Genomic DNA, 21,926 nt, shown 5'->3' with positions numbered 1-21,926 from the left:
CGCTTTTCGTTGTTCAATGCAAATCAATAAATTAAATGAATGGTGTAGGTGCTTCATGAAACTTTCGAATCGATTACAGCGGATACATGATCAAATTCCCGAAGGCAGCCGCTTGGCTGACATTGGCTCAGACCACGCTTTGCTTCCAGTTGCGGCAGTACGCAGCGGGAAAGCAGCAGGTGCAGTAGCCGGAGAAGTCAACCCAGGCCCTTATGAAGCTGCACGCAAGCAAGTCAGCGATGCAGGCCTGAAGGAACGAATTACAGTACGTCGTGGAGATGGCTTGGATGTCATCTCTGCAGGAGAAGTGGACGTTATCACCATTGCCGGTATGGGAGGAGCACTCATTGCCTCCATTCTGGACCGTGGCCTCTCCAAACTGGATGAGGTCAAGCTTCTTATTTTGCAGCCTAATGTTGGTGAGGATATTCTCAGACGTTGGTTGTTGGAGCATCACTGGGTGGTCGTTGCAGAACAGCTGCTTGAGGAAGATGGCAAAGTGTACGAGATTATTACAGCAATGCCGCAAGAACTCAGTCCGATCGCCAATGAGGAAGTGTATCGCTCACGTCCGCTTGAAGGCGGAGTGGAATTGACATCAGATTTGCTGCTGCGCATGGGGCCTTATTTAACAGACCGTCCAACGGATGTGTTTTTTGCCAAATGGGAGAGCGAAATCGTCAAGCTGCAAAGTGTCGCGCAGTCCATCTCCAAATCTGATCAGGAGTCTTCTCGGGACAAGGCGGCTGAGGTGGAGCGTCTTATTGTGAACTTGAAGGAGGTACTCTCATGTTTGCCAAAGGTCAAACTGTAATTCAATTGATGGAGCAGCTTGCTCCCAAACATCTGGCTGTGCCGGACGATCGGATTGGTCTTCAGCTTGGCAGTTTGCAAAAGGAAATTACGCACGTTCTTATCGCACTTGATGTTACGAACGAAGTTGTAGACGAGGCCATTCGGATTGGAGCCAATCTGATTATTGCGCACCATGCCATCATTTTCCGTCCGGTCAAGTCATTGAATACCGATACACCCATGGGGAAACTGTATGAGAAGCTAATCAAGCATGATATTGCGGTGTACATTAGTCATACCAATCTGGATGTGGCTGAAGGCGGCATGAATGACTGGATGGCCGAGGCCATTGGTATTGAGAGCAAGGAATCACTTGAGGATGTACATACAGATCATTTGTTCAAACTGGCTGTATTTGTACCTCGCACCCATCATGAGCAGGTACTCCAGGCGGTTCTCGAAGCGGGTGCTGGCAGTATTGGGCAGTACAACAAGTGCAGCTTCAATACGGAGGGCACAGGTACTTTTGTACCGGGAGAGGGGACACAACCTTTCATCGGTACAGAGGGGCAGATGGAGCGTGTAGAGGAAATGCGGATTGAGACCATTGTACCGCAGAGTCTGCGCAGCAAGGTTGTACAAGCAATGCTTAAGGCGCATCCGTATGAGGAAGTGGCCTATGACCTGTATGCAATGGATTTAAAAGGCCGTACGCTGGGTCTGGGGCGCTTGGGACCACTCAAACAACCAAAGACACTCGGTGAGCTTGTGGAGGTCGTTAAGGCCCAACTGGATGTGCCGTACGTTAGGGTAGTAGGCGATCTCAATCGGCAGATCAAAAAAGCAGCAGTGCTTGGAGGCTCGGGTAGCCGTTATACTCTTCCTGCACGGTTTAAAGGTGCCGATGTCATTGTAACTGGAGACATTGATTATCATACGGCTCACGATGCGCTGATGGCGGGTATGTGTATCATCGACGCCGGGCATAATGCCGAGAAAATCATGAAACCGAAAACTGCGGATTGGCTGCGCTCACGTTTGGAAGACAAACGTTATGACACGCAAGTGACTGCATCGGAGGTAAATACGGAAGTATTCCAATTTATCTAAAAGCACTCGGGTTCAATGCTTCCTGTAAGATTAAGCTTGTTTGTAAACTAAAATGCCTGTATACTATGTAATGTTGTTCGGAAAGCTTGACAGACAATCGCTGGTGGCCTTCGTTGCCACGAGAGGAAAGTCCGGGCTCCACAGGGCAGGATGCTGGATAACGTCCAGTCAGCGCGAGTTGAAGGATAGTGCCACAGAAATGGACCGCCGATGGCCGGATTTTCCGGCACAGGCAAGGATGGAACCGAGGTGTAAGAGACCCCGAGGAACGCTGGTGACTTCGTTCCTGGTAAACCCCATCTGGAGCAAGACCTAATGGGACACAGTCGACTCTTCGGAGAAGGCAGCCTTAGCCCGAGGTGTGTCTAGGTTGGTCGCTTGAGCTGTGCAGCAATGTATGGCCTAGATAGATGATTGTCGCTTGTGGTGGGAGGGTAGTTCCCGTCTGAACCACGAAGAGCACAGAACCCGGCTTACGGTAAGCTTTCCTAACTACAACACAAACTGTAACAAGTGCAGTCCACTATCAGTCACGGGCAAACAGAACGATTGTACCTGATGTGCCTGACTGATCAGAAGGATGCGATTAAACTTCAAAAGAATTCCTGCACTTGCAGGTCATATAAATAAGGCGTCAGACTTCGAGCTTTCTCGGGTCTGACGCCTTATTTTTGTGTTATTCGTTGGAATGAGAAATTGTTCCTAATGATACAGTGGATGACAGTTCGTTACAGTGTAACTACACTGTCTGACTGTAATGATGCATGCCAGCGTTGAATGGCACGATCCATACGCTCTACAGCCTCGGGAAGCAGATCTGGATCCGTATGAGTAAAGTTGATCCGCATACGGTTCAGCTCCGGTGTACCCGCATAGAATGAATCCCCTGGTACAATACATACTTTTTCCTGAATTCCATAGGTAAACAGATTGCTGGCCAGCATGCCCTCAGGCAATTGCAGCCACAGGAACATTCCGCCTTGCGGTGAGTTCCAAGAGATACCTTCCCACGATTTTGCAGCCATGAGAGTGGTCATTTTTCTCATCCGTTGTTCATAATCCTGTGAAATATTGCGAATATGGCCGTCCAGATCGAAAGATTCCAGTAGTGCATGAAGTGCTCTTTGGTCGATGCTGCTGGAATGCAAATCTGCCCCCTGTTTGGCGCGGGCAGCTATTTGGATAACATCCGGAGCAGCCAGTATCCAGCCAGTGCGGAGGCCAGGAGCAACTGTTTTGGAGAATGTGCTGGTGTAGATGACATTGGATGGACCCTCATAGGATTCCGCATCCAGTTTCGCCAGTGCAGGGGCATCTAGTTGTTCCGGTTTAAAGCGGATTTCACCATAAGGATCGTCTTCCAGGATCAGTACCCCATATTTCCGGCACAGGTCTACGGCTTGCTGACGTCTGGCGCGACTCCATACTTTACCTGACGGGTTGGAGAACGTAGGGTTAATGTAAACGAGCTTTGGACGATGCAATTGCAGCTGTTCCTCCAGTGATTCAGGCAACATTCCGTCATCATCACAGGCAACACCGTGCGCCTCAGCCTGATAGGAATGAATGACTTGAAGGGCAGCCAGATAGGTTGGTGATTCAACTAGCACGCTGTCGCCTGGATCGAGCAAGATTCGGCACACCAGGTCAATGGATTGCTGGGAACCTGTAGTCAGAAGCATATGATCAGGTGAAGCGGGAATGCCCTTGGATTCAAGACGTTCTGCAATTTTGGCACGTAGTGGTCGGAATCCTTCCGTCTCTGCATATTGAAGAGCCGCTGAACCACCCATGAATACCTTTTCGTATGCGTCACGGATGGCTTCAAGCGGGAATGATGACTGGGCAGGTAAACCGCCGGCTAGAGAAATCATTCCAGGCGCCTGTGCAGCCTGTAACATGTCGCGAACGACAGAGGACGGGGTATTTTGTGCCATTTTGGACCAAGGGATATTCATATTATTCTCATCTCCTGTTATTCACTGTTATACTGATATTATAAACTATAATAGACGGACTGCAGTATAACAGTAAAATGCTGATCATAACAGTTGGGAGAGTGCATGTGTGCATATTGAATTGAAACGGGGAAGCAGCACCAAATTGTATGTTCAGATTGCCCTTACACTTGCTGACCGAATAAGGTCTGGACTAATCGAGCCTGGAACCCGTCTGCCGTCTGTTCGTAAAATGACCACAGATCTGGGCGTCAGCCTGGTCACTGTGTCCAAAGCCTATGCCGAGCTTGAAGCCATACAGCTAATTACGTGTTCCCAGGGGAAGGGTTGTTATGTACGGGGGGCGCATGAGCTGGAGATAACGGAGGATATGGAGAGGACTCACCGCACTCATGCAAAAAATGAATCCAGCACACCTTGGAACTGGCAGATGGCCCTTGTGGATTATTTGCCCCGAGCTCAGCTCTGGAGACATTTTGATGCATCTCCACAAGTTAGATATGAGCTGCATATGTCGGCAATTCAGCCTGAATTGTTGCCAACCCGAGAGATTATCGATAGTGCGTACCGGCTTTCCTCGGATCATCCAGAGCGCATGGCTGCCTATGGGTCTTTTCAGGGAGATCGCGAACTGCGTCAGACGTTTTCCGGGCATTTTGCGGAAAGAGGTTTGCGGGTAATGCCCGAACGGATGCTGATTACGAGCGGTACCCAGCAGGGAATCGATCTTGTCGCGCGTACGTTTGTTGGTCCTGGTGACGTCGTATACATGGAAGCACCAAGCTATACCGGAGCAATAGATGTGTTTACAAGCAGAGGAGCAAAGATTATTACGGTGCCAATGGATGACGAAGGTATGCGTATAGATCTGTTAACCCGGTTATGTGATACATACCCGCCCAAGTTGATATATACCATTCCTACGTTTCACAATCCTACAGGCATTACGATGAGTGCCAAACGGCGTGCGCAACTGCTTAATCTTGCTCAAAGTTATCATTGTCTCATCCTGGAGGATGATCCGTTCGCCGATCTGTATTTCCGTGATCCTCCCCCTGCTTCCATTAAATCCATGGATGGGACGGGGCATGTGATATATATCAAAAGCTTTAGCAAAGTACTGTCTCCAGGCTGCCGTGTGGCGTGTGCGGTTGCAGACGGAAGTGTGCTCACCCGACTTGTTGCAGCCAAATCCACTGCGGATCTCGGGAGTCCGCTGCTTACACAAAAGGCCTTGCAATCGTTCATACAGCATCAATACAGTGCGTATACAGCGCGATTGAGGGATGAGTTATATTCCCGGCTTCTTGCCGCATCAACGGTACTGGAGGAACATGGTTCTCCCGGGATGTACTGGACTTTGCCTGATGGTGGACTAAACTTGTGGCTGCAATTGCCTGATGGTTTGGATATGCGTGAACTGCACCGCCAGTCACTTGCCGCAGGTGTTTCCTTTTTACCTGGCTCTGCCTGTTATGTAGGGGAAACGGATACGGCGAGTCTGCGGATCTGCTTCACGGTTACGAATCAGGAGCTGTTATGTGAAGGTCTACGGGTATTATGCAGGGTTATTAAGAACATTACCCCTCAACAGGGTGGGGCTAAAGCGGACAGGCTCCCGCTTATTTAATTTTTGGAACACGGACATACATCCAATCCACATTGGACCCAGTGCAATACGTTATAGTATCACTTGAAAGGGAGTTGGTTTGAAATGAACCATTTCTGTCCACCGCTTTGTCCGATTGTTTGTGACCCAATCCAGGTTGTTGAAGATTATTACATCCCACAAATCGTACCCGTAATTCACCCGATCGAAGTCATCAAAAAACATCACTGTGTGCCGATCCATCATCACATGTATCCTGTCGTGGTCAAAGAAGAAGATCCTTGTTATGTTTCAAGCCACAACGGTAAGAAAAAATCCGTGAAAAAATCAAGCAAATCCCGCACAACTTCTCGCAAGCGCTAGTCGCAGCGGGTGCCCCGGGGAAATAGGTAAACATACCAAAGAGCAGCATACGCCCCGGGGCGCAGCTGCTTTTGTTTTTTTATATCCAGTGTACGGTTATTGTTTGATGTACTTTTTCATTGTATTATCCATTTGCTGTCTCACATGTTGTGGCCAGAACTGGAGTGGGGCACTGTTACCAGAGGCCGCCTCCAATGCTTTAAACACATCGATTTGACCATAACCGAAATACTTGTCATGACCTGGGTCTCCGAGATCTATGACGCTTTGACGCATGAGATCCATGACTTCTGTGTTGGTCAGATCAGGATTGAGTGAGCGAATCAAGCCTGCAAGTGCCGCTACATGGGGGCTTGCCATCGACGTTCCGGACAAGGCTGCATATTGGTTGTTCGGATACGTACTTGCAATGCTGGAGCCTGGAGCCGTCACATCGACGTAATCCCCGTAGTTGGAATAGGAAGCTTTGTTCATGTCCGCATCCGTAGCGGATACCGCAAATACTTCTGGATAAGCGGCAGGGTATCCCGGACGCTCCGTATTATCGTTACCGGTCGCTGCAATTAATACGATATCGCGATCAAAAGCGTATTTGATAGCATCATGAAGAAATTGGGCATCTGCGTAGTTACCCAGACTCATGTTAATGACCTTGGCTCCATGATCAGCGGCCCAAATGATGCCTTCTGCTACAGCATAGGTTGTGCCTGACCCCGAATTGTCGAGCACTTTAACAGGTAGTACCTTGTTATACCAGCTCATGCCTGCTACACCTTCGTTGTTATTCACAACAGCGCCGATGATGCCTGCTACATGTGTACCATGTCCTACGTCATCAAGTGGTTTGCTCGCTGGATCGACAACGTTATAACCTTTCAGCAGCTTGCCCTTCAAATCAGGATGAGTCAGATCGACGCCGGTGTCTACCACGGCAACGATAACATCCTTGTTGCCCTTCGTAATATTCCAGCCACGGTTAGTCTCAATGGCTGGCAGGTTCCATTGGTAGTCGGAGAACAAAATATCATTGGGCACGGTTACATCTTTTTGTTCAGGTACGGTTTCATTGGTTAAATACATGTAGTGGGGTTCCATATACAGCGGATTCCATTTACGTTCGAAATAAGCATGTAATTGTTGATAATTCATATTTTCCGACCGAAAAACATACGTGTATCCCAGCTTGCGTGCCGATTGCGTCCGCAGGTCAGATTTAATGATGCGCATATCCCGTTCACCTGGATCCTGACGGAAACGGATGACGATTTCATTTTCGTAAAAATGGCTGGCATTGGCATTATCATGTCCTGTTTTTACAGTGATTTCTTTAAGGGTGTCGGGGTGCACAGACTCGATTTTGAATTTACCTTCACGCGGATAAGGGATCATGCGCAAATTTTTGCGCTGATGCTGTTCCACGGCATTCAGTACATTTTGGCTAAACAGAGCGATGACGGCACGTTCTCCATCCTTGGAAGGTTGCGCCATAACAAAAAACTTTTCCTTGCCGAGAGGAAAGGAAGAAGATTCGAAGCTTTGACGTTTGCTCACAGCTTTTTTGGCTAGGGCGAGAGAATGTTCCAGCTTTTGCTGTTCCATCTTGCTTCCTTTTGCTGCTGTTTTGTCAAAGTGCCGGCTGCGAGATCCCTTGGTATTCATTACATCAATAGACCGTATATGATCATGTGTTTGTTGTAGCTCTTTAACGTATTGGCTTATTTGCACATCGTTCATTTTGGAGGTCTTCTCAAGCATGATGTTAAGATGTTGTTTGGCATCCGCACGGGTCAGCAGATCGGTTGATTTTACATCCTGAACTTTAAGACGTTGTTTGCTCGCATGCTCCTCGTGTGGAGAATCGGGCATGGCACTTGGAGCAGGAACAGGGCGATTGGACGTCGGAAGCAAAAGCGTCAAGGCAAGTGCGCCCGCACCCGCGGCAATGGCCCAGTTAACCCATTTCGGTCTGGACATAGGGGATGGAACCTCCTCGTTTATTTTGACAATCATCTTACAGTGCTCTGATTTCATCGTTGTCACTGGATATATCTATCGTTAGGAAAAGCGGTTATTTTTATGCAGGTGAACATCAGGTGAGCTGTGTGTAATGGGCATGTTCAGGGACAGAAAGGGAAAGCCTGATTAAGGGATACCGCTCGTCATCTTTTTATGGTAGGATAGTACCTGAGAATTCAAGGTCAGGGGAGAATCTCCCGTTGGCCGATCTATATGTAAGGACTTATTTAAGGGGGAGCTACCTTTATGTCAGCAGCCAATGTACAGAAAACATGTGAGTCAACTAGGGAAAAGTTAAAACCGGCTATCGATCGGATCGAAAAATTTTTGAATGAAAATGCCTTGCCTGAACTGGATCAGAATCAGACGGAGGAGTCATCAGCCTTCTACAAAGGATTTCTTTCGGATCTCCGTCATTTGCTCGTTTTTTCTGAAGTTTCTTACGAAAAACTTGGCGTTGTGCTGCGTCGTGCCAATTTTGATGTCGATTTTGCCGAAAAGGCTCTCTATAACACATACCATCAAAGCATAAACAGCTTTTTTTATCCTAAAAATGAATGTTACTCCGAAGATGGAAGATATGCTTACACTGGTCAGGATGCGATCCGATTCCGTGATAAGCCAATTCGTGCAGTACGGGATGTTATTCTTGAAATATCAAAAACGTACGAAGAGTTGCGTGATGATCTGGCCTTTTATGAAAGTGACTACCTCACGCAGCGTCGGATGCAAAATCAACGCAATCACGCGTAAATACATTTTTTAACTTATATGCGAATTGGACAAAACCGCCCTTGTGGCGGTTTTTTTGCGTGTTCTTTCAACTGGCATCGCGGATAAAGGAGCATGTCATCATCTGGCATTTCGTTGGAGAATAGCCGATTTACGGTGCGGAGACAATAGATGTCGAGGTGATAAAAATGAGCCAAGAGAAGCCGATCGTCAAATGCAGTGTTGCTAACTGTCACTTTTGGGGAGAAAACAATTTCTGCCAGGCTGATGCCATCATGATTGACATTGACCAACATGCCACCCGTCGCTTACATGAGGAATTTGCCGGAGAGACCTTTGATTCTGATCATCATGATCATGCCCGTACTTCATCTGCAACTTGCTGTCACACATTCAAACCGAAATGAGCAGTCATTCCCATTTGTATGGAGGTGCTTTGCATTGAATAATGACCGTAGAGATGATCACCCGTTGCAACGTCCAAAAACGACTCCGTTAGATGAAAAGCAGCGTCAGCGTGTAGACTATCCAAGACGTAGCCACAGGGAAGAGTATGGTGCAGAGGTAGCGCCCCCAACAGGTTCTATTCGAACAGAACCTACGGAAAGAACCGATCATACCCCTGTGAAGCGTGAAGATGACGACGGTGTCATGAAATCTACTGGCCGAATCTCCGGATATATGGGTCTGGCCTTTGGTATCGCATCCTTATTTATGTGGTCCATTGTCCTTGGTCCAGCTGCAGCGGTACTTGGTTACTATGCTTACGTCAATGGCCGGAAAACGGCGGGTGCGTGGTCTATTGGACTTGGCGCAGTGGCAACACTTAGCTATTTCTTCATGATTCCATTCGCCCGTTAATAAAGCAAAAACATGATCTGATTATCAGTACAAAAAATGATAACCGAACTGGATATGAGTTGGTTATTTGCAGCCTTCTGCTTCCACCTTACTTAAGGGGTGATTGCAGAAGGTTTTTTCGCATATACGCAATGAAGTTGTAAAATCGGTCTATTTTTTTGAAAACAATGGAACCTGCCTGTAAAATAATGTAGAATAAAGTCATAATCTACGTTTACATTATACGGGAGTGAATATAACTCATGCAGATTGATCCGCGCGCGTCGCGGCAGTTGCTGGAACTGCAATTGTCCAATAGTCTCAACGAAACAAATGCATCGGATGGAAACTCCGCTTCAACAGTGGATTTTGCCAGTATGATGGACGGGCTGCTCGGTACGAATTCAAATACTTTGAACAATACTGGTACCGTAGGCGAAGACGTGAATTCTGCTGCGATCTCCAAACGATCCAGTGACGGTCTGTTGTGGCTGCAACTGGGCAGCATGTATAACCCGGATGCAAGTTCTGTTTCTTCCTCGAACAGTAATGTGGTTTCTTTATCTTCCCTGTTAAATACTGGAGCAGTCGATTCGGGTGCATCTGTACCTACAGATTTTGAATCTTTGATTGCCTCAGCGAGCGCCAAATATGGGGTGCCTGAATCTTTGATCAAGGCGGTTATTGATACAGAATCCGGTTTCAATCCGAATGTAGTGTCTTCCGCAGGTGCCAAGGGACTAATGCAGTTGATGGATGGGACGGCAGCAGGGTTGGGAGTAAGCAACGCTTACGATCCCGCTCAAAATATAGATGGTGGAACCAAATACCTTTCTCTCCAGCTCCAGCGTTTTGGTGGCGAGGTGAAGATGGCACTTGCTGCTTATAATGCCGGACCGGGACGGGTTTCGAGTCTGGGTGTATCGAGTGACGCTGAACTGATGAGTGTACTTAACCGCCTCCCTTCGGAAACACAGGCTTATATCTCCAAAGTGGAGAAAGCACAGTCGAAATATTCGGTATAAATGGTATAGACCAAAGAAATGGCAACACAACAGTACGCCCAGGAAGAGATCAAACGCGGGAACAGCAGTCTTAAATGTGCTTAGTTCCTGTTTGGTCTTTTTGTGTTGAGCGGGGATCGTGTTACAATGCTCACTGTAGATTCCACAAAGAAGAGACAAGGAGGGGAACCTCATTTGAAATATTTTGATTATGCAGCAACGACGCCTCCTCATCCGGATGTCGTTCGTACAATGGCCGAGATTATGGAGGCGCAATATGGGAATCCGTCATCGATTCATGGATATGGTGAGCGAGCCCATCAATTGTTGCGCCGAGCGCGATCTGGTTGTGCCGCCGCAATTGATGTGAAACCGGAAGAAATCGTATTTACCTCAGGCGCAACTGAGAGCAACAATCTTGCCATTAAAGGGGCGGCATTACAGTATCAGTCTCGGGGCAAACACATTATTACAACTGCAACGGAACATGCTTCAGTTTACGAGAGTTTTGTGCAGCTACAGCAGTGGGGATGGGAGGTCACTTGGCTTCCCGTGGATTCCGATGGTCTGGTTAGCGCCCAGCAGGTAGTGGATGCCATAAGATCGGATACGGTGCTTGTGAGTCTGATGCATGTGAACAATGAAACAGGAGCGATACATCCAATTGCTGAAATCGGTGTACGACTGAAAAAGGAAGCACCAAAGGTGCTTTTTCATGTAGATGGTGTGCAGGGTTTTGGCAAGATGGAAGCTAAACCTGCGGCATGGGGCGCGGATCTTTACAGCTTGTCTGCTCACAAGATTCGTGGTCCCAAAGGAGCTGGTCTTCTCTACGTACGAAGTGGAGTCGAGCTAACGCCTTTACTGTCAGGGGGTTCCCAAGAGCAGGGACTAAGAGCGGGTACTGAAAATGTACCTTTGCTTGTGGGTATGGCGAAGGCGATGCGTCTCGCTGCGGAACGTCAGGCTGACTTTGCACAGCGTACAACGATTTTGCGAGATCGTATCATGGAGGTCATAGATACTATTCCCGGACTTGTGTTAAATAGTCGTAAGGAGGGTGCGCCGCACATTGTTCATTTTTCCTATCCTGGAATGAAGGCAGAAGTGGCGCTGCATACCCTTGAACAACTTGGAGTAACTGTTTCTACACAATCTGCCTGCTCTTCGCGATCGGCTGAACCCAGCAGGGTATTGCTTGCCATGGGCAGGGATAATGCTTGTGCTGCTGGTGGATTGCGTATTAGTCTTGGAGATGAACATACAGAAGAAGATGTGGCACTGCTGGAGCAGGCTTTACATCAGATGGTGGCGAAGCTGCGCCCGTTGGAAAGGCGGATGTGATTTTAGATGAAATATGATATGCTGCTTCTCCGTTTCGGAGAGTTTATGTTAAAAGGAAAAAACCGTGCCCGGTTCGAAAAAACAATCATCACCCAGGTACGTTCCCTGCTCAAACCTTATCCAGGTGCAAGTCTGCGTAAGGAGTTTGGACGGTTGTATGTTGATCTGGGTGGCGAATCTCATACAGAGCTGATCACTGTGCTGAAACGAGTATTCGGCGTTATGTCGATCAGTCCGGTTAAAGTGACCCCATCGGAGACTGACCAAATCGTGGAGACAGCCGTTGCTTTTATGGATGAAAGAGAGTCTGAATTCAAAGACGGTACCACGTTTAAAGTTAATGCACGGCGTGTTTGGAAAGAGTTTCCCAATTCTTCGCATGAAATGAACCATCTGGTAGGTTCTCCTATTCTTCGGAAATTCCAGCAGTTAAGCGTCGACGTGCGTCAACCTGACATTGAACTGCGCGTGGAAATTCGGGATCAGGGCACGTATATCTTCAGTGAGGTGATTCCGGCCGTAGGCGGGTTCCCCCTTGGCACAAATGGAAAAGCGATGCTGTTATTATCGGGTGGCATAGACAGCCCTGTAGCGGCATGGTCTTCGATGCGTAGAGGCCTGGAAGTGGAATGTGTACACTTTTACAGTTATCCGTTCACAAGCCAGCGTGCCAAAGAAAAGGTCATTGATTTGGCGCGTGCACTTGCTGATCATGCAGGCACAATTAAGCTGCATCTGGTCCCTTTTACGGAAATTCAAACTGCATTTACCCAACTGGGACAGGATAACTTGATCATCACACTGATGCGCCGCTCCATGTTACGTATTGCAACCAAGCTGGCTGAACGTGAGCGTGCGCTTGCACTGATTACCGGAGATAGTCTGGGTCAGGTAGCGAGCCAGACCCTGCCAAGCATGAATGTCATTGGACGTGCGACGGATCTGCCGTTGCTGCGACCACTTGTCATGATGGACAAACAGGAAATTATAACTTTATCCAAACAGATCGGGACGTATGATATATCGATTCTGCCATATGAAGACTGTTGTACTCTTTTTGTACCGAAATCCCCATCCACCAATCCGAATCTTCGCATTGTGGACAAGATTGAAGCAACCATGAGTCAACTGCCGGAATGGGTGGAGCAGGCGGTGGAGCAGACAGAAACAATTACGCTTCATGCAGGCGAGAACTTTATGGTAACCAATCAGCAGAATGAAGTTAATGACATGAAAGAAGAGTGGTTCTGAGGAACCGTATTCTGGATTGAATAACATAATAAGGACTATGTTATCTTCTTGAAGAAAAAGGACTGCCGATGTATTATCGGTCAGTCCTTTTTTTATGGTTGTGTTTGATGGGAATCCCATTTAATAAAGCTTAGGAATAGGAGTGCTGCCGTTCTCCACCTGGTTTATTGCTGCTTGCACGTTTGCGATATCCTGCAAATACAACACCAGCAGTAACGAGAACGATAAATAAGATTCTCAGTGCCGGATGCTCAGTGAAGAAAGGTACAAGACGCTGCTCCTCTGTGATCATGTTTGAAGCCGTATACCCAAGCACGATAGCTCCAAGATAAATGATCCAAGGGAAATGGTTAATTAATTTGATAAACAACGTACTGCCCCACACGATAATAGGTACACTGATCAGCAGTCCGAGTATAACAAGCACCAAGTGCTGCTGTGCTGCACCAGCAACGGCGATGACGTTATCCAGTCCCATGGCAGCGTCTGCGATGACAATCGTTCGCACGGCTACCCAGAGAGAACTGCCAGCCTTGATATCGGAATGCTCTTCCCCTTGATCTGCTAATAGCTTGTACGCAATCCAGATCAGGAGTAATCCCCCAACAAGGAGTAGCCATGGCACTTTAAGCAACCAGAGCACAATCACGGTGGCTACAATGCGAATCAAAAGTGCGCCGCCTGTTCCGTAAAGAATCGCCCTTTTTTGCACAGAAGGGTGCAAATTTCGAGCTGCGAGACCAATCACGATGGCATTATCGCCAGCCAAAATTAGATCAATAAATACAACGTTCAACAACGCTAGCCAAAAAGCGGGGCTAAACAGCTCCATACGATGTCACTCCTTCTATATATCCAAACCTGAGAAAGCTTGTTCAACGTTTAAGAATAGCATGGACAACTTTGACATACAAGTTAGAGTGGGGGGATGAGAAGCATGGATACGCTATGGCTGCTAACCGAAATATTAATGATCAATCTGGTTCTAAGTGGAGATAATGCGGTTGTTATTGCCCTTGCAAGCAAGGATTTACCCGCGAGACAGCGCAAGCAGGCGGTATGGTGGGGGGCTTTCGGTGCGGTTGTTTTGCGCTGCTTGTTAACCTTTGCAGCTGTGCTGCTGTTGGGTATTCCTTTTATTCAGGCGGCTGGTGGTCTGCTGTTGCTCTGGATTGCTGTCAAGCTGCTGCTTCAGAATGAAGATGAAGTACATATTCGTAAGGCGTCCACGACCTGGAAAGCGATCCAAACGATTTTGATTGCTGACTTTGTCATGAGTCTGGATAACGTTCTCGCGATTGCTGCGCTGGCGGATGGGGACTTGGCGCTCACGGTCATCGGAATTGCCATAAGTATTCCGATTGTGGTGTGGGGCAGCGGATTAATTGTCGGTTTGTTGAAGCGGTTTCCGATTCTGGTATTTGCCGGTTCAGGTATTCTTTCCTTCACAGCAGGTGAGATGGTGATGAATGATCCGAAGCTGGGACAGTGGCTCGGTGGCTTGGCTGCTGAGGCGCATACACTGCTGCCTGTAGCTATGGCTTGTCTTGTAATCGCGATTGGAGGAGCGCACAAGTTTGTTCGTCGAAACGTGTAAGTCGATTTGAGCAAATGGAAATGTGAATTTTCTGGCGAACTGCCCTTTTAAGGGCAGTTTTTTGCTGTATTTATTTGTTCAGAAGAAATGGGTGAACTTGAATAAGTCATAGACCGATCATTTTAGGGTAATACAGGATAATGGAGAGAGGCGAAGTACGACATAAAGTGTAGTTTTTTGCATACACATCGGCTACACTAGAAGAAGGCTGGGAACAGTCAGTCATCATGGTGTGCTTATAGTTTATCTTACGGGGTACATAGCCAAATGTTATAAGAGGTGATTGTAGATGAGGATGAGAAATGAAAAAGCAATCGGAATATTTATTTTTGTTGCAGGTTTAATAATTTTACTCGGTAAACTAGGTGTGTTTGGCTTTATTGGACGGCACTTCTGGCCTTTGCTCATCTTGTTGCCTGGTATTGCTCTTCATGCATTATATTATGCAAGGCTCACGCCATCATGGTCACTCGTTCCAGCAGGAACATTAACCGTCTATGGTCTGTTGTTCGGAATCACGAATACATGGGGCAGCGGATTGATGAGCAACCTGTGGCCTGCTTTTTTGCTTGGAATTGCCGTTGGTTTGCTTGAATATGCACTGGCTGATCATCGAAGACCCGCAATGGTACTTCCGGTGGCATTGGGCGTGGGCATCCTTTCAATTATTTTATTCGGATTTACACTGCTTCACACCGGTATTATCTATGTGCTGGCGGTAATTTTGATTGTAGGCGGGATGTGGTTGCTGTTTGGCCGAGGACGCCAAGGGAGAGGCTGGTAACATTCCCAGTGGTCTTTCAAGCGAAATATCTTGATTTTTACCTATGATCAACTATAATATAAGGGATATAGGCATGCGTCGGGATATCACCGACGCTTATTTTGGGTGAGTAACCTGCGAATTTGCGGGAAGTTTAGTAGATAAGAATTGAAATTGGAAAGGATATGGATACAAACCATGCATTCAAGAGAACACATTCGCAATATTGCGATTATTGCCCACGTCGACCACGGGAAAACAACGCTCGTCGACAAGTTGCTCCAGCAATCCGGTACTTTCCGTGATCACGAAACGGTACAGGAGCGCGCAATGGACTCCAACGATTTGGAGCGTGAACGCGGTATTACGATTCTGGCCAAAAACACAGCTATTACCTATAAAGATTACCTGATCAATATTGTGGATACACCAGGACACGCCGACTTTGGTGGTGAAGTGGAACGTATCATGAAAATGGTTGACGGCGTTTTGCTCGTTGTTGATGCTTACGAAGGATGTATGCCGCAAACGAAATTCGTACTTCGTAAAGCTTTGGAGCACAACCTGACACCAATCGTTGTTGTAAACAAAATTGACCGTCCAGCGGCTCGTCCGACTGAGGTTATTGATGAAGTACTGGACCTGTTCATTGAACTGGGTGCCAACGATCAACAACTTGAATTCCCTGTTGTATATGCTTCCGCATTGAACGGAACATCCAGCATGGATAATGATCCTGCAAAACAGGATGACAACATGATGGCGATTTACAATACCATCGTTAGTCATATCCCACACCCTACCGAAAATGTTGAAGAACCACTTCAATTCCTCGTTACTTTGATGGACTACAATGAATACCTTGGCCGTATTGCCATTGGTCGTGTTAACCGCGGTGTGATCCGTCAAGGACAATCGGTAACGGTTATTATGCGTGATGGTAAGAGCAAAACTGCACGTATCGAGAAACTGTTCGGTTTCCAGGGTCTCAAACGTATTGAGACGGAAGAAGCAGGAGCAGGTGACATCGTTGCGATTGCAGGAATCAAGGACATCAACATTGGTGAAACCATCGCTGATCCGAACAACCCAGAAGCACTTCCAGTTTTGAAAATTGATGAGCCTACACTGCAAATGACGTTCCTCGTGAACAACAGTCCATTCGCAGGTCGTGAAGGTAAATGGGTAACTTCCCGTAAACTTCGTGAGCGTTTGTTCAAAGAATTGGAAACTGACGTATCCCTTCGTGTTGACGAAACGGATAGCCCGGATGCATTTGTCGTTTCTGGACGTGGTGAGCTTCACTTAGGTATCCTGATTGAAAATATGCGTCGTGAAGGATATGAGCTTCAAGTATCCAAACCAGAAGTTATCGTTAAAGAAGTTGACGGTAAGAAAATGGAACCTCTAGAGCGCTTGTTGATTGATATCCCTGAAGAAAGCATGGGTTCCGTAATGGAGAGCCTGGGCGCACGTAAAGCAGAGATGGTTAACATGGTCAACACAGGTAGTGGTCAAGTTCGTCTGGAGTTCCTGATTCCAGCACGTGGTTTGATCGGATATAGCACCAACTTCCTGACATTGACTCGTGGTTACGGTGTAATGAACCATGCATTTGACAGCTACGCTCCAGTAGTATCCGGTCAAGTAGGTGGACGTCACCAAGGCGTGCTGATCTCAACTGAAACTGGTACATCTACGTTCTATGGCATGATGGGCGTTGAGGATCGCGGTACGCTCTTCTTGGAGCCGGGTACTGAAATCTACGAAGGTATGATTGTTGGTGAACATACACGTGACAATGATATCGTTGTTAACATCTGCAAAGAAAAACAACTGACTAACGTTCGTTCTTCTGGTAAAGATGATACGGTTAAAATTAAAACTCCGATTATCTTCTCGTTGGAACAGGCGCTTGAATATCTGAATGAAGATGAATATTGTGAGATTACACCAAAATCTATTCGTCTCCGTAAGAAGATCCTGAACAAATCCGAGCGTGAGCGTGCAGAAAAACAACGCAAAATGGCTACAAAATAACACCTAACTACAACTAAAATAAATGATATAAGTTAACGTTTGATGGAACACATATACACCATCGACGTCGATTACAACCCGCTGAAGTAGTGGAGGATTCGGAATCGATTCTGTAGGAGCGAAGCGTTCGCCTTTATCCCCGGATTTTACCATTGAGAAATGGATCAAAAAAATATGGGGATAACAGCGACCGAAAGAACGATCCGAATCCGAAACGGTCACATGCAGAGTTTTGTAATTTATGTTGTTGGAAGGGTTCCATCAACCAGTTAACTTATATCTAGCATGAACACGAAAGGAGCTGGCTGTGCATGCAAGCATGGTTCGCATCAAACCCGATCGTAGCCTACATCGTCATCTTTGTATTGATTACTTACGTATATAACAAGGTGTTTCGGGTACGTCAGAAATTGCCACTTGGTAAGGAAATCGTTCTCTATATATTGATGGCGATGGGCACATTCATGCTTCTTGTGTTTCAAATCGACAAGTTGCCAATTATTCAATGTTTGCTGGTGGCTGTTGGTTTGATGCTGTTAGTGAGAGTTCGGTATTTTATTGAAGGTCGTCAAAAGAAAAAAGCGGAAGCTGCCGCTCGAAACTCATAAATTCTGTATAGTATAGACCATCCGTTTTCCTTAGGGAAAGCGGTTGTCTTATATATAGGCCAAAACAGATGTGATAAAGGTGTTGAAGATATGAACTCGAATTCGAACGGACTGCCTCCACGGAGACAGGCACCGACTCAATCCGGCGCTTCTGGATCGAAGAACGGCAAAGGTAAGCAACCAAAGAAGAAGAAAAAGATGCGAACCTTTGGCAGACTGATTTTAAGTTTATTGGTTATTGCAATTGTGGTAGGCTGCGGATATCTCTATTGGGTATACAATCAGGTAGCTGATACGGGCATTGACAAGCCAGTACCGGCTGGAATGTCAGCGAAAACCAAACCCATTACGATGTTGCTGCTAGGTACGGATAACCGTCCCGAAACAGGTACGTATCTATCGGATGTGGTTATGGTAGCTTCTCTGAATCCGGAGACCAAGACGGCAACCATTGTATCTTTACCTCGGGATACCCGTATTCAGTTGGATGGATATAAGGCGAATAAATTAAATTCCTATTATCCTAAATTTAAAGCCCAAGAAAAAACCTCTGGCAAAAATGCAGAGGATCAAATGAAAGAAATGATGGGCAAATATCTGAATGTGGATATCAATTATACGACAGTACTGAATTTTCAAGCATTCCGGGATGCGGTTAATGCTGTAGGTGGCGTGGATGTAACAGTGGATAAAAACATGTGTTACAAAGATACGGCCGATGGCACGGATATTAACCTGGTGGCTGGTGCACAGCATTTGGATGGCAAAGAAGCACTTGATTTTGTTCGTTACCGTAAATCGAACTGTAAGCCGAAGACAGATGAATCCAACGATTTTGACCGAAATAAACGTCAGAATCAAGTGTTGAATTCTATGTTGGATCAGTTGAAATCACTGGGAGGCGTAACGAAGATTGGTAAAGTGATAGGCGCTGTTGACGACAACATGACAACTGACGTGGAATCGGAGCAAATGAAGAACTTCATTTCAACCTATTGGAATATTTCCAAATCGGATGTGCACTACACACCTGTAACCGGAGAGTGGAGAAGTCCATATGTATATATCAACGAAACTGAATTGGCTAATGCTAAACAGGCGTTGCAGGATACACTTTCAGGTAAAGTAACAGCATCTCCGACAGCTGAGTAACATTGATTCTTTTGGGATTGGAAGCAAGTTTGATGGTATGCTATAATAACATCAACAACGAATCAAGAATTGCATAAAGAAGATTAGGGGGCTGGTTGGATGTCCGAAGCCGTCACACAATTGACTGAATCTCTTTTACAGCAATTCAAGAACGAAACCTTTGTGCTCTTGAGCACCGTGGACATTGAATCTGGAGGTCCGACATCAACAGCAATCTCCTGGATTTATGCGGAGAATGCTTCTACCCTTCGTGTGGCGATTGATCATCGTTCACGTCTCGTGAACAATATGATCGAGAATCCGGCTATTACGGTCACCATTTTTGGAGAAGAGATGGTGTATGCGGTAAACGGACGTGCTTCCGTACGACAAAATCCGTTACAGGATGTTCCGTTTAATATGTGCTGTTTCGACATTTCCATTGAAGCGGTAAGGAATGCCCTTTTTTATGGAGCCCAGCTATCTTCTGTGCCTCAATTTGTCAAAATATATGATCAGCGTGCTGCTGAGAAATTAGATGAGCAGGTTTTTACTGCAATGAAAAAAGCCTAGTGAGAGATCACTGGGCTTTTTGTTGTCTTTTGTCAGAAGAATGCAGCTGCTGCATTTGTTGTTCACGTTCAACATGTTCATCCGGATTTTGACGGACTTTGACATCTTTGGGTAGTTGGGGAATGATCCGGCCCACCATGTCTGCGAGTTCTGAAGCGAAACCGGATATTGGATGACCTTGACGAATATGTTCACCGATTTCCTTAATACGCTCGGTGACATCAGCATCTGCGGTAACAATTGAATCCACACCTTCCGGATCTTTGCGGAGGGCTTCGGCTACTGAGTATTTAATTGTACCTACTCGTGCACGTTCCAGTTCACCGTCAACATCAATGCCAACTACGGCTGTATTTCCAAGAATGACACAGTTGGCATCTTTGACACCTTCCACTTGCTTGGCAAGTGTTTTGAGGTGGGTGACCCTTTTTTCATTTGGCATCCGATCGGCCTTGGTGTTGTCCATGACGTTTTTTTCATGAACCTCACCTGTATTTTCGGTCAGATGGTCCACAGCTGAAGGGTGCAACCGATCTTCCTGAGTATTGAGCATGTGAGATCCTTTCCTTTGGTCTTGCTGAGTTGTAACATTTCCTCCGTAACCTTTGGCATGCTGACCTTGTTGCTGCGAGGCATTACGTGTAGAACTGTTGCAGCCTGTAAGTATAAAGATCAGAAGCAGCGTGCAAACCCAATATTTCATAAATGTTCATCCTTTCCTGGAGTTTTTCAGAATGGTTGACAATTATTTTGTCCTAGTCGAATACATTTATGTATGGGAGCATGATTGTCCATGTCGCTGCTGAAAGATCAAACTTATCCATGCCTTTAACGACGCCGCTTTGGAGGGGATTGAATGAAAAAGATTTTTGTATTGGATACGAACGTGCTTCTGCATGACCCCAATGCCATATTTGCCTTTGAGGAACATGAGGTAATCATTCCCGCGGTTGTACTGGAGGAGATCGACTCCAAAAAAAGAAATGCCGATGAAATTGGGCGTAATGCCCGTAATGTATCGAGACTTCTTGATGGGTTGCGTGAATTGGGACATTTGCACAGTGGCGTCCCTTTAGCTAATGGAGGCAATCTGAAAGTGGAACTGAATCATCGTAGTTTTGTGAAAGTACAGGAAATGTTTGGAGAAGTGTCCAACGATAATCGGATTTTGGCCGTCGCCCTGAATTATCAGATTGAGGAAAATGAGAAAGAGGTCGTTGAACGACAGGTGGTTCTGGTCAGCAAGGATGTGCTTGTTCGTATCAAAGCGGATGTACTCGGTCTTTTCACACAGGATTACTTATCAGATCGCACGGCAGGTCTCAGTGAATTATATCCAGGCTACACTGCCCTCAAGGTTCATCCTTCGGTCATTGATGAGTTTTACACATATCGCTTTCTACCGATCAAACCATTACAGTTGTCTTATTCGCTTTACCCGAATGAATTTGTAATTCTCAAGGATGAGATGGGAACCAATAAATCGGCTTTGCTCAAAGTAAATACAGAAGGAACGAAGTTGGAACCACTGTTCCTGAGTAATGATAATGTATGGGGCATCAGTGCACGTAACGCGCAACAGCGTATGGCCCTAGAACTGCTCCTGAATGATGATATTCCACTTGTCACGATTACAGGAAAGGCGGGTACAGGGAAAACCTTGTTGGCGCTTGCTGCAGGTTTGCTTAAAGTGGAGGATGATCATAAGTACAAAAAATTATTGATCGCTCGTCCAGTTGTTCCGATGGGGAAAGATATCGGTTATCTCCCTGGTGAGAAAGAAGAAAAACTAAGACCATGGATGCAGCCGATTTATGATAACTTGGAATTTTTGTTTGATACCAAAAAAGCAGGCGACATTGATAAAATTTTGATGGGTCTTGGCAGTATTCAGGTTGAGGCACTCACTTATATTCGTGGTAGGTCTATACCAGGACAGTTTATCATTATCGATGAAGCGCAGAACCTGTCTCGACATGAAGTGAAGACCATTGTATCGAGGGTGGGCGAAGGCAGTAAAATTATTTTGATGGGTGACCCTGAGCAAATAGACCATCCTTATCTGGATTCAGCAAGTAATGGTCTGACGTATATTGTGGAGCGATTCAAGCAAGAGGGAATCAGCGGACATATTATGCTGGAAAAAGGAGAACGTTCCAAGTTGGCTCAGCTTGCAGCAGATTTATTGTAAG

General features: G+C 46.4%; 21 protein-coding genes and 1 other RNA gene. 18 read left to right on the top strand and 4 right to left on the bottom strand.

Translation table 11 applies throughout. The features are described from left to right. Positions 1-55 precede the first annotated feature (55 nt). The 3 genes from BUA17_RS18000 (at position 56) to rnpB (ending at position 2,396) form a co-directional block, all read left to right on the top strand. Positions 56-814, top strand: a complete 759-nt coding sequence (locus BUA17_RS18000) for a tRNA (adenine(22)-N(1))-methyltransferase (protein ID WP_063567019.1) — start codon at positions 56-58, stop codon at positions 812-814. Continuing rightward, positions 790-1,905: a Nif3-like dinuclear metal center hexameric protein gene (locus BUA17_RS17995; RefSeq protein WP_072734500.1), complete on the top strand. Its 1,116-nt coding sequence runs from the start codon at positions 790-792 to the stop codon at positions 1,903-1,905. Before BUA17_RS18000 ends, BUA17_RS17995 begins: the two co-directional genes overlap by 25 nt. An 81-nt stretch (positions 1,906-1,986) precedes the next feature. Then, an RNA gene (gene rnpB / locus BUA17_RS17990) (RNase P RNA component class A) lies at positions 1,987-2,396 on the top strand. A gap of 237 nt (positions 2,397-2,633) precedes the next feature. On the opposite strand, the gene BUA17_RS17985 is transcribed toward rnpB, so the two are convergent. After that, positions 2,634-3,863 (bottom strand): aminotransferase-like domain-containing protein, encoded by a 1,230-nt coding sequence (locus BUA17_RS17985; protein ID WP_072734499.1) that lies wholly within the window; start codon positions 3,861-3,863, stop codon positions 2,634-2,636. A gap of 109 nt (positions 3,864-3,972) precedes the next feature. Here BUA17_RS17985 and BUA17_RS17980 point away from each other — a divergent pair, with 109 nt between their 5' ends. Then, positions 3,973-5,493 carry a MocR-like pyridoxine biosynthesis transcription factor PdxR gene (locus tag BUA17_RS17980; protein WP_072734498.1) on the top strand — a complete coding sequence of 507 codons (1,521 nt, stop codon included), beginning with the start codon at positions 3,973-3,975 and terminating at the stop codon, positions 5,491-5,493. An 84-nt stretch (positions 5,494-5,577) separates the two neighbouring features. Next, a complete protein-coding gene (locus BUA17_RS17975; RefSeq protein WP_064636406.1) occupies positions 5,578-5,835 on the top strand; it encodes a hypothetical protein in 258 nt (85 codons plus the stop codon). A gap of 96 nt (positions 5,836-5,931) precedes the next feature. Here BUA17_RS17975 and BUA17_RS17970 read toward each other — a convergent pair whose 3' ends face one another. Then, entirely contained in the window at positions 5,932-7,809 is a 1,878-nt protein-coding gene (locus BUA17_RS17970) for a S8 family peptidase (protein ID WP_072734497.1), read from the bottom strand. 288 nt (positions 7,810-8,097) lie between these two features. On the opposite strand from BUA17_RS17970, the gene BUA17_RS17965 reads away from it, so the two are divergent. The 6 genes from BUA17_RS17965 (at position 8,098) to thiI (ending at position 13,022) form a co-directional block, all read left to right on the top strand. Further along, positions 8,098-8,604: a YpuI family protein gene (locus BUA17_RS17965; RefSeq protein WP_063567014.1), complete on the top strand. Its 507-nt coding sequence runs from the start codon at positions 8,098-8,100 to the stop codon at positions 8,602-8,604. 167 nt (positions 8,605-8,771) lie between these two features. Continuing rightward, positions 8,772-8,990: a DUF1540 domain-containing protein gene (locus BUA17_RS17960; protein ID WP_064636410.1), complete on the top strand. Its 219-nt coding sequence runs from the start codon at positions 8,772-8,774 to the stop codon at positions 8,988-8,990. A gap of 64 nt (positions 8,991-9,054) precedes the next feature. Next, positions 9,055-9,444 carry a hypothetical protein gene (locus BUA17_RS17955; protein ID WP_063567041.1) on the top strand — a complete coding sequence of 130 codons (390 nt, stop codon included), beginning with the start codon at positions 9,055-9,057 and terminating at the stop codon, positions 9,442-9,444. 242 nt (positions 9,445-9,686) lie between these two features. After that, complete coding sequence (locus tag BUA17_RS17950; protein WP_063567013.1) at positions 9,687-10,448, top strand: lytic transglycosylase domain-containing protein; 762 nt, start codon at positions 9,687-9,689, stop codon at positions 10,446-10,448. Positions 10,449-10,622: 174 nt separating this feature from the next. Beyond that, the gene (locus BUA17_RS17945; protein WP_072734496.1) at positions 10,623-11,771 is read left to right on the top strand and encodes a cysteine desulfurase family protein; all 1,149 of its coding nucleotides are present in this window, start codon (positions 10,623-10,625) and stop codon (positions 11,769-11,771) included. A 6-nt stretch (positions 11,772-11,777) separates the two neighbouring features. Further along, positions 11,778-13,022: a tRNA uracil 4-sulfurtransferase ThiI gene (gene thiI, locus BUA17_RS17940; RefSeq protein WP_063567011.1), complete on the top strand. Its 1,245-nt coding sequence runs from the start codon at positions 11,778-11,780 to the stop codon at positions 13,020-13,022. Positions 13,023-13,152: 130 nt separating this feature from the next. On the opposite strand, the gene BUA17_RS17935 is transcribed toward thiI, so the two are convergent. Beyond that, entirely contained in the window at positions 13,153-13,854 is a 702-nt protein-coding gene (locus tag BUA17_RS17935; protein ID WP_063567010.1) for a TerC family protein, read from the bottom strand. A 105-nt stretch (positions 13,855-13,959) separates the two neighbouring features. Between BUA17_RS17935 and BUA17_RS17930 the strand changes: the two genes are divergently transcribed. The 6 genes from BUA17_RS17930 (at position 13,960) to BUA17_RS17905 (ending at position 19,734) form a co-directional block, all read left to right on the top strand. Then, complete coding sequence (locus BUA17_RS17930) at positions 13,960-14,619, top strand: TerC family protein (RefSeq protein WP_072734495.1); 660 nt, start codon at positions 13,960-13,962, stop codon at positions 14,617-14,619. 289 nt (positions 14,620-14,908) lie between these two features. Next, positions 14,909-15,403, top strand: a complete 495-nt coding sequence (locus tag BUA17_RS17925) for a hypothetical protein (RefSeq protein WP_063567008.1) — start codon at positions 14,909-14,911, stop codon at positions 15,401-15,403. 177 nt (positions 15,404-15,580) lie between these two features. Further along, entirely contained in the window at positions 15,581-17,422 is a 1,842-nt protein-coding gene (gene typA, locus BUA17_RS17920) for a translational GTPase TypA (RefSeq protein WP_063567007.1), read from the top strand. 311 nt (positions 17,423-17,733) lie between these two features. Further along, positions 17,734-18,030: a YlaH-like family protein gene (locus BUA17_RS17915; RefSeq protein WP_053781242.1), complete on the top strand. Its 297-nt coding sequence runs from the start codon at positions 17,734-17,736 to the stop codon at positions 18,028-18,030. Positions 18,031-18,120: 90 nt separating this feature from the next. After that, positions 18,121-19,182 (top strand): LCP family protein, encoded by a 1,062-nt coding sequence (locus tag BUA17_RS17910; RefSeq protein WP_072734494.1) that lies wholly within the window; start codon positions 18,121-18,123, stop codon positions 19,180-19,182. Between the two features lie 99 nt (positions 19,183-19,281). Further along, positions 19,282-19,734: a pyridoxamine 5'-phosphate oxidase family protein gene (locus BUA17_RS17905; RefSeq protein WP_063567005.1), complete on the top strand. Its 453-nt coding sequence runs from the start codon at positions 19,282-19,284 to the stop codon at positions 19,732-19,734. A 7-nt stretch (positions 19,735-19,741) separates the two neighbouring features. Here the strand turns inward: BUA17_RS17905 and BUA17_RS17900 are convergent, their stop codons facing one another. Next, on the bottom strand, positions 19,742-20,437 hold the full coding sequence (locus tag BUA17_RS17900) for a YhcN/YlaJ family sporulation lipoprotein (protein WP_064636421.1): 696 nt from the start codon (positions 20,435-20,437) through the stop codon (positions 19,742-19,744). Between the two features lie 153 nt (positions 20,438-20,590). Here BUA17_RS17900 and BUA17_RS17895 point away from each other — a divergent pair, with 153 nt between their 5' ends. Further along, positions 20,591-21,925, top strand: a complete 1,335-nt coding sequence (locus BUA17_RS17895; RefSeq protein ID WP_024628438.1) for a PhoH family protein — start codon at positions 20,591-20,593, stop codon at positions 21,923-21,925. Position 21,926 lies beyond the last annotated feature (1 nt).

The sequence above is a fragment of the Paenibacillus sp. ov031 genome, assembly GCF_900143165.1.
GTDB lineage: Bacteria > Bacillota > Bacilli > Paenibacillales > Paenibacillaceae > Paenibacillus > Paenibacillus marchantiae.
The sequence above is the reverse complement of the archived record's forward strand: the minus strand, read 5'-3'. Positions and strand labels throughout refer to the sequence as shown.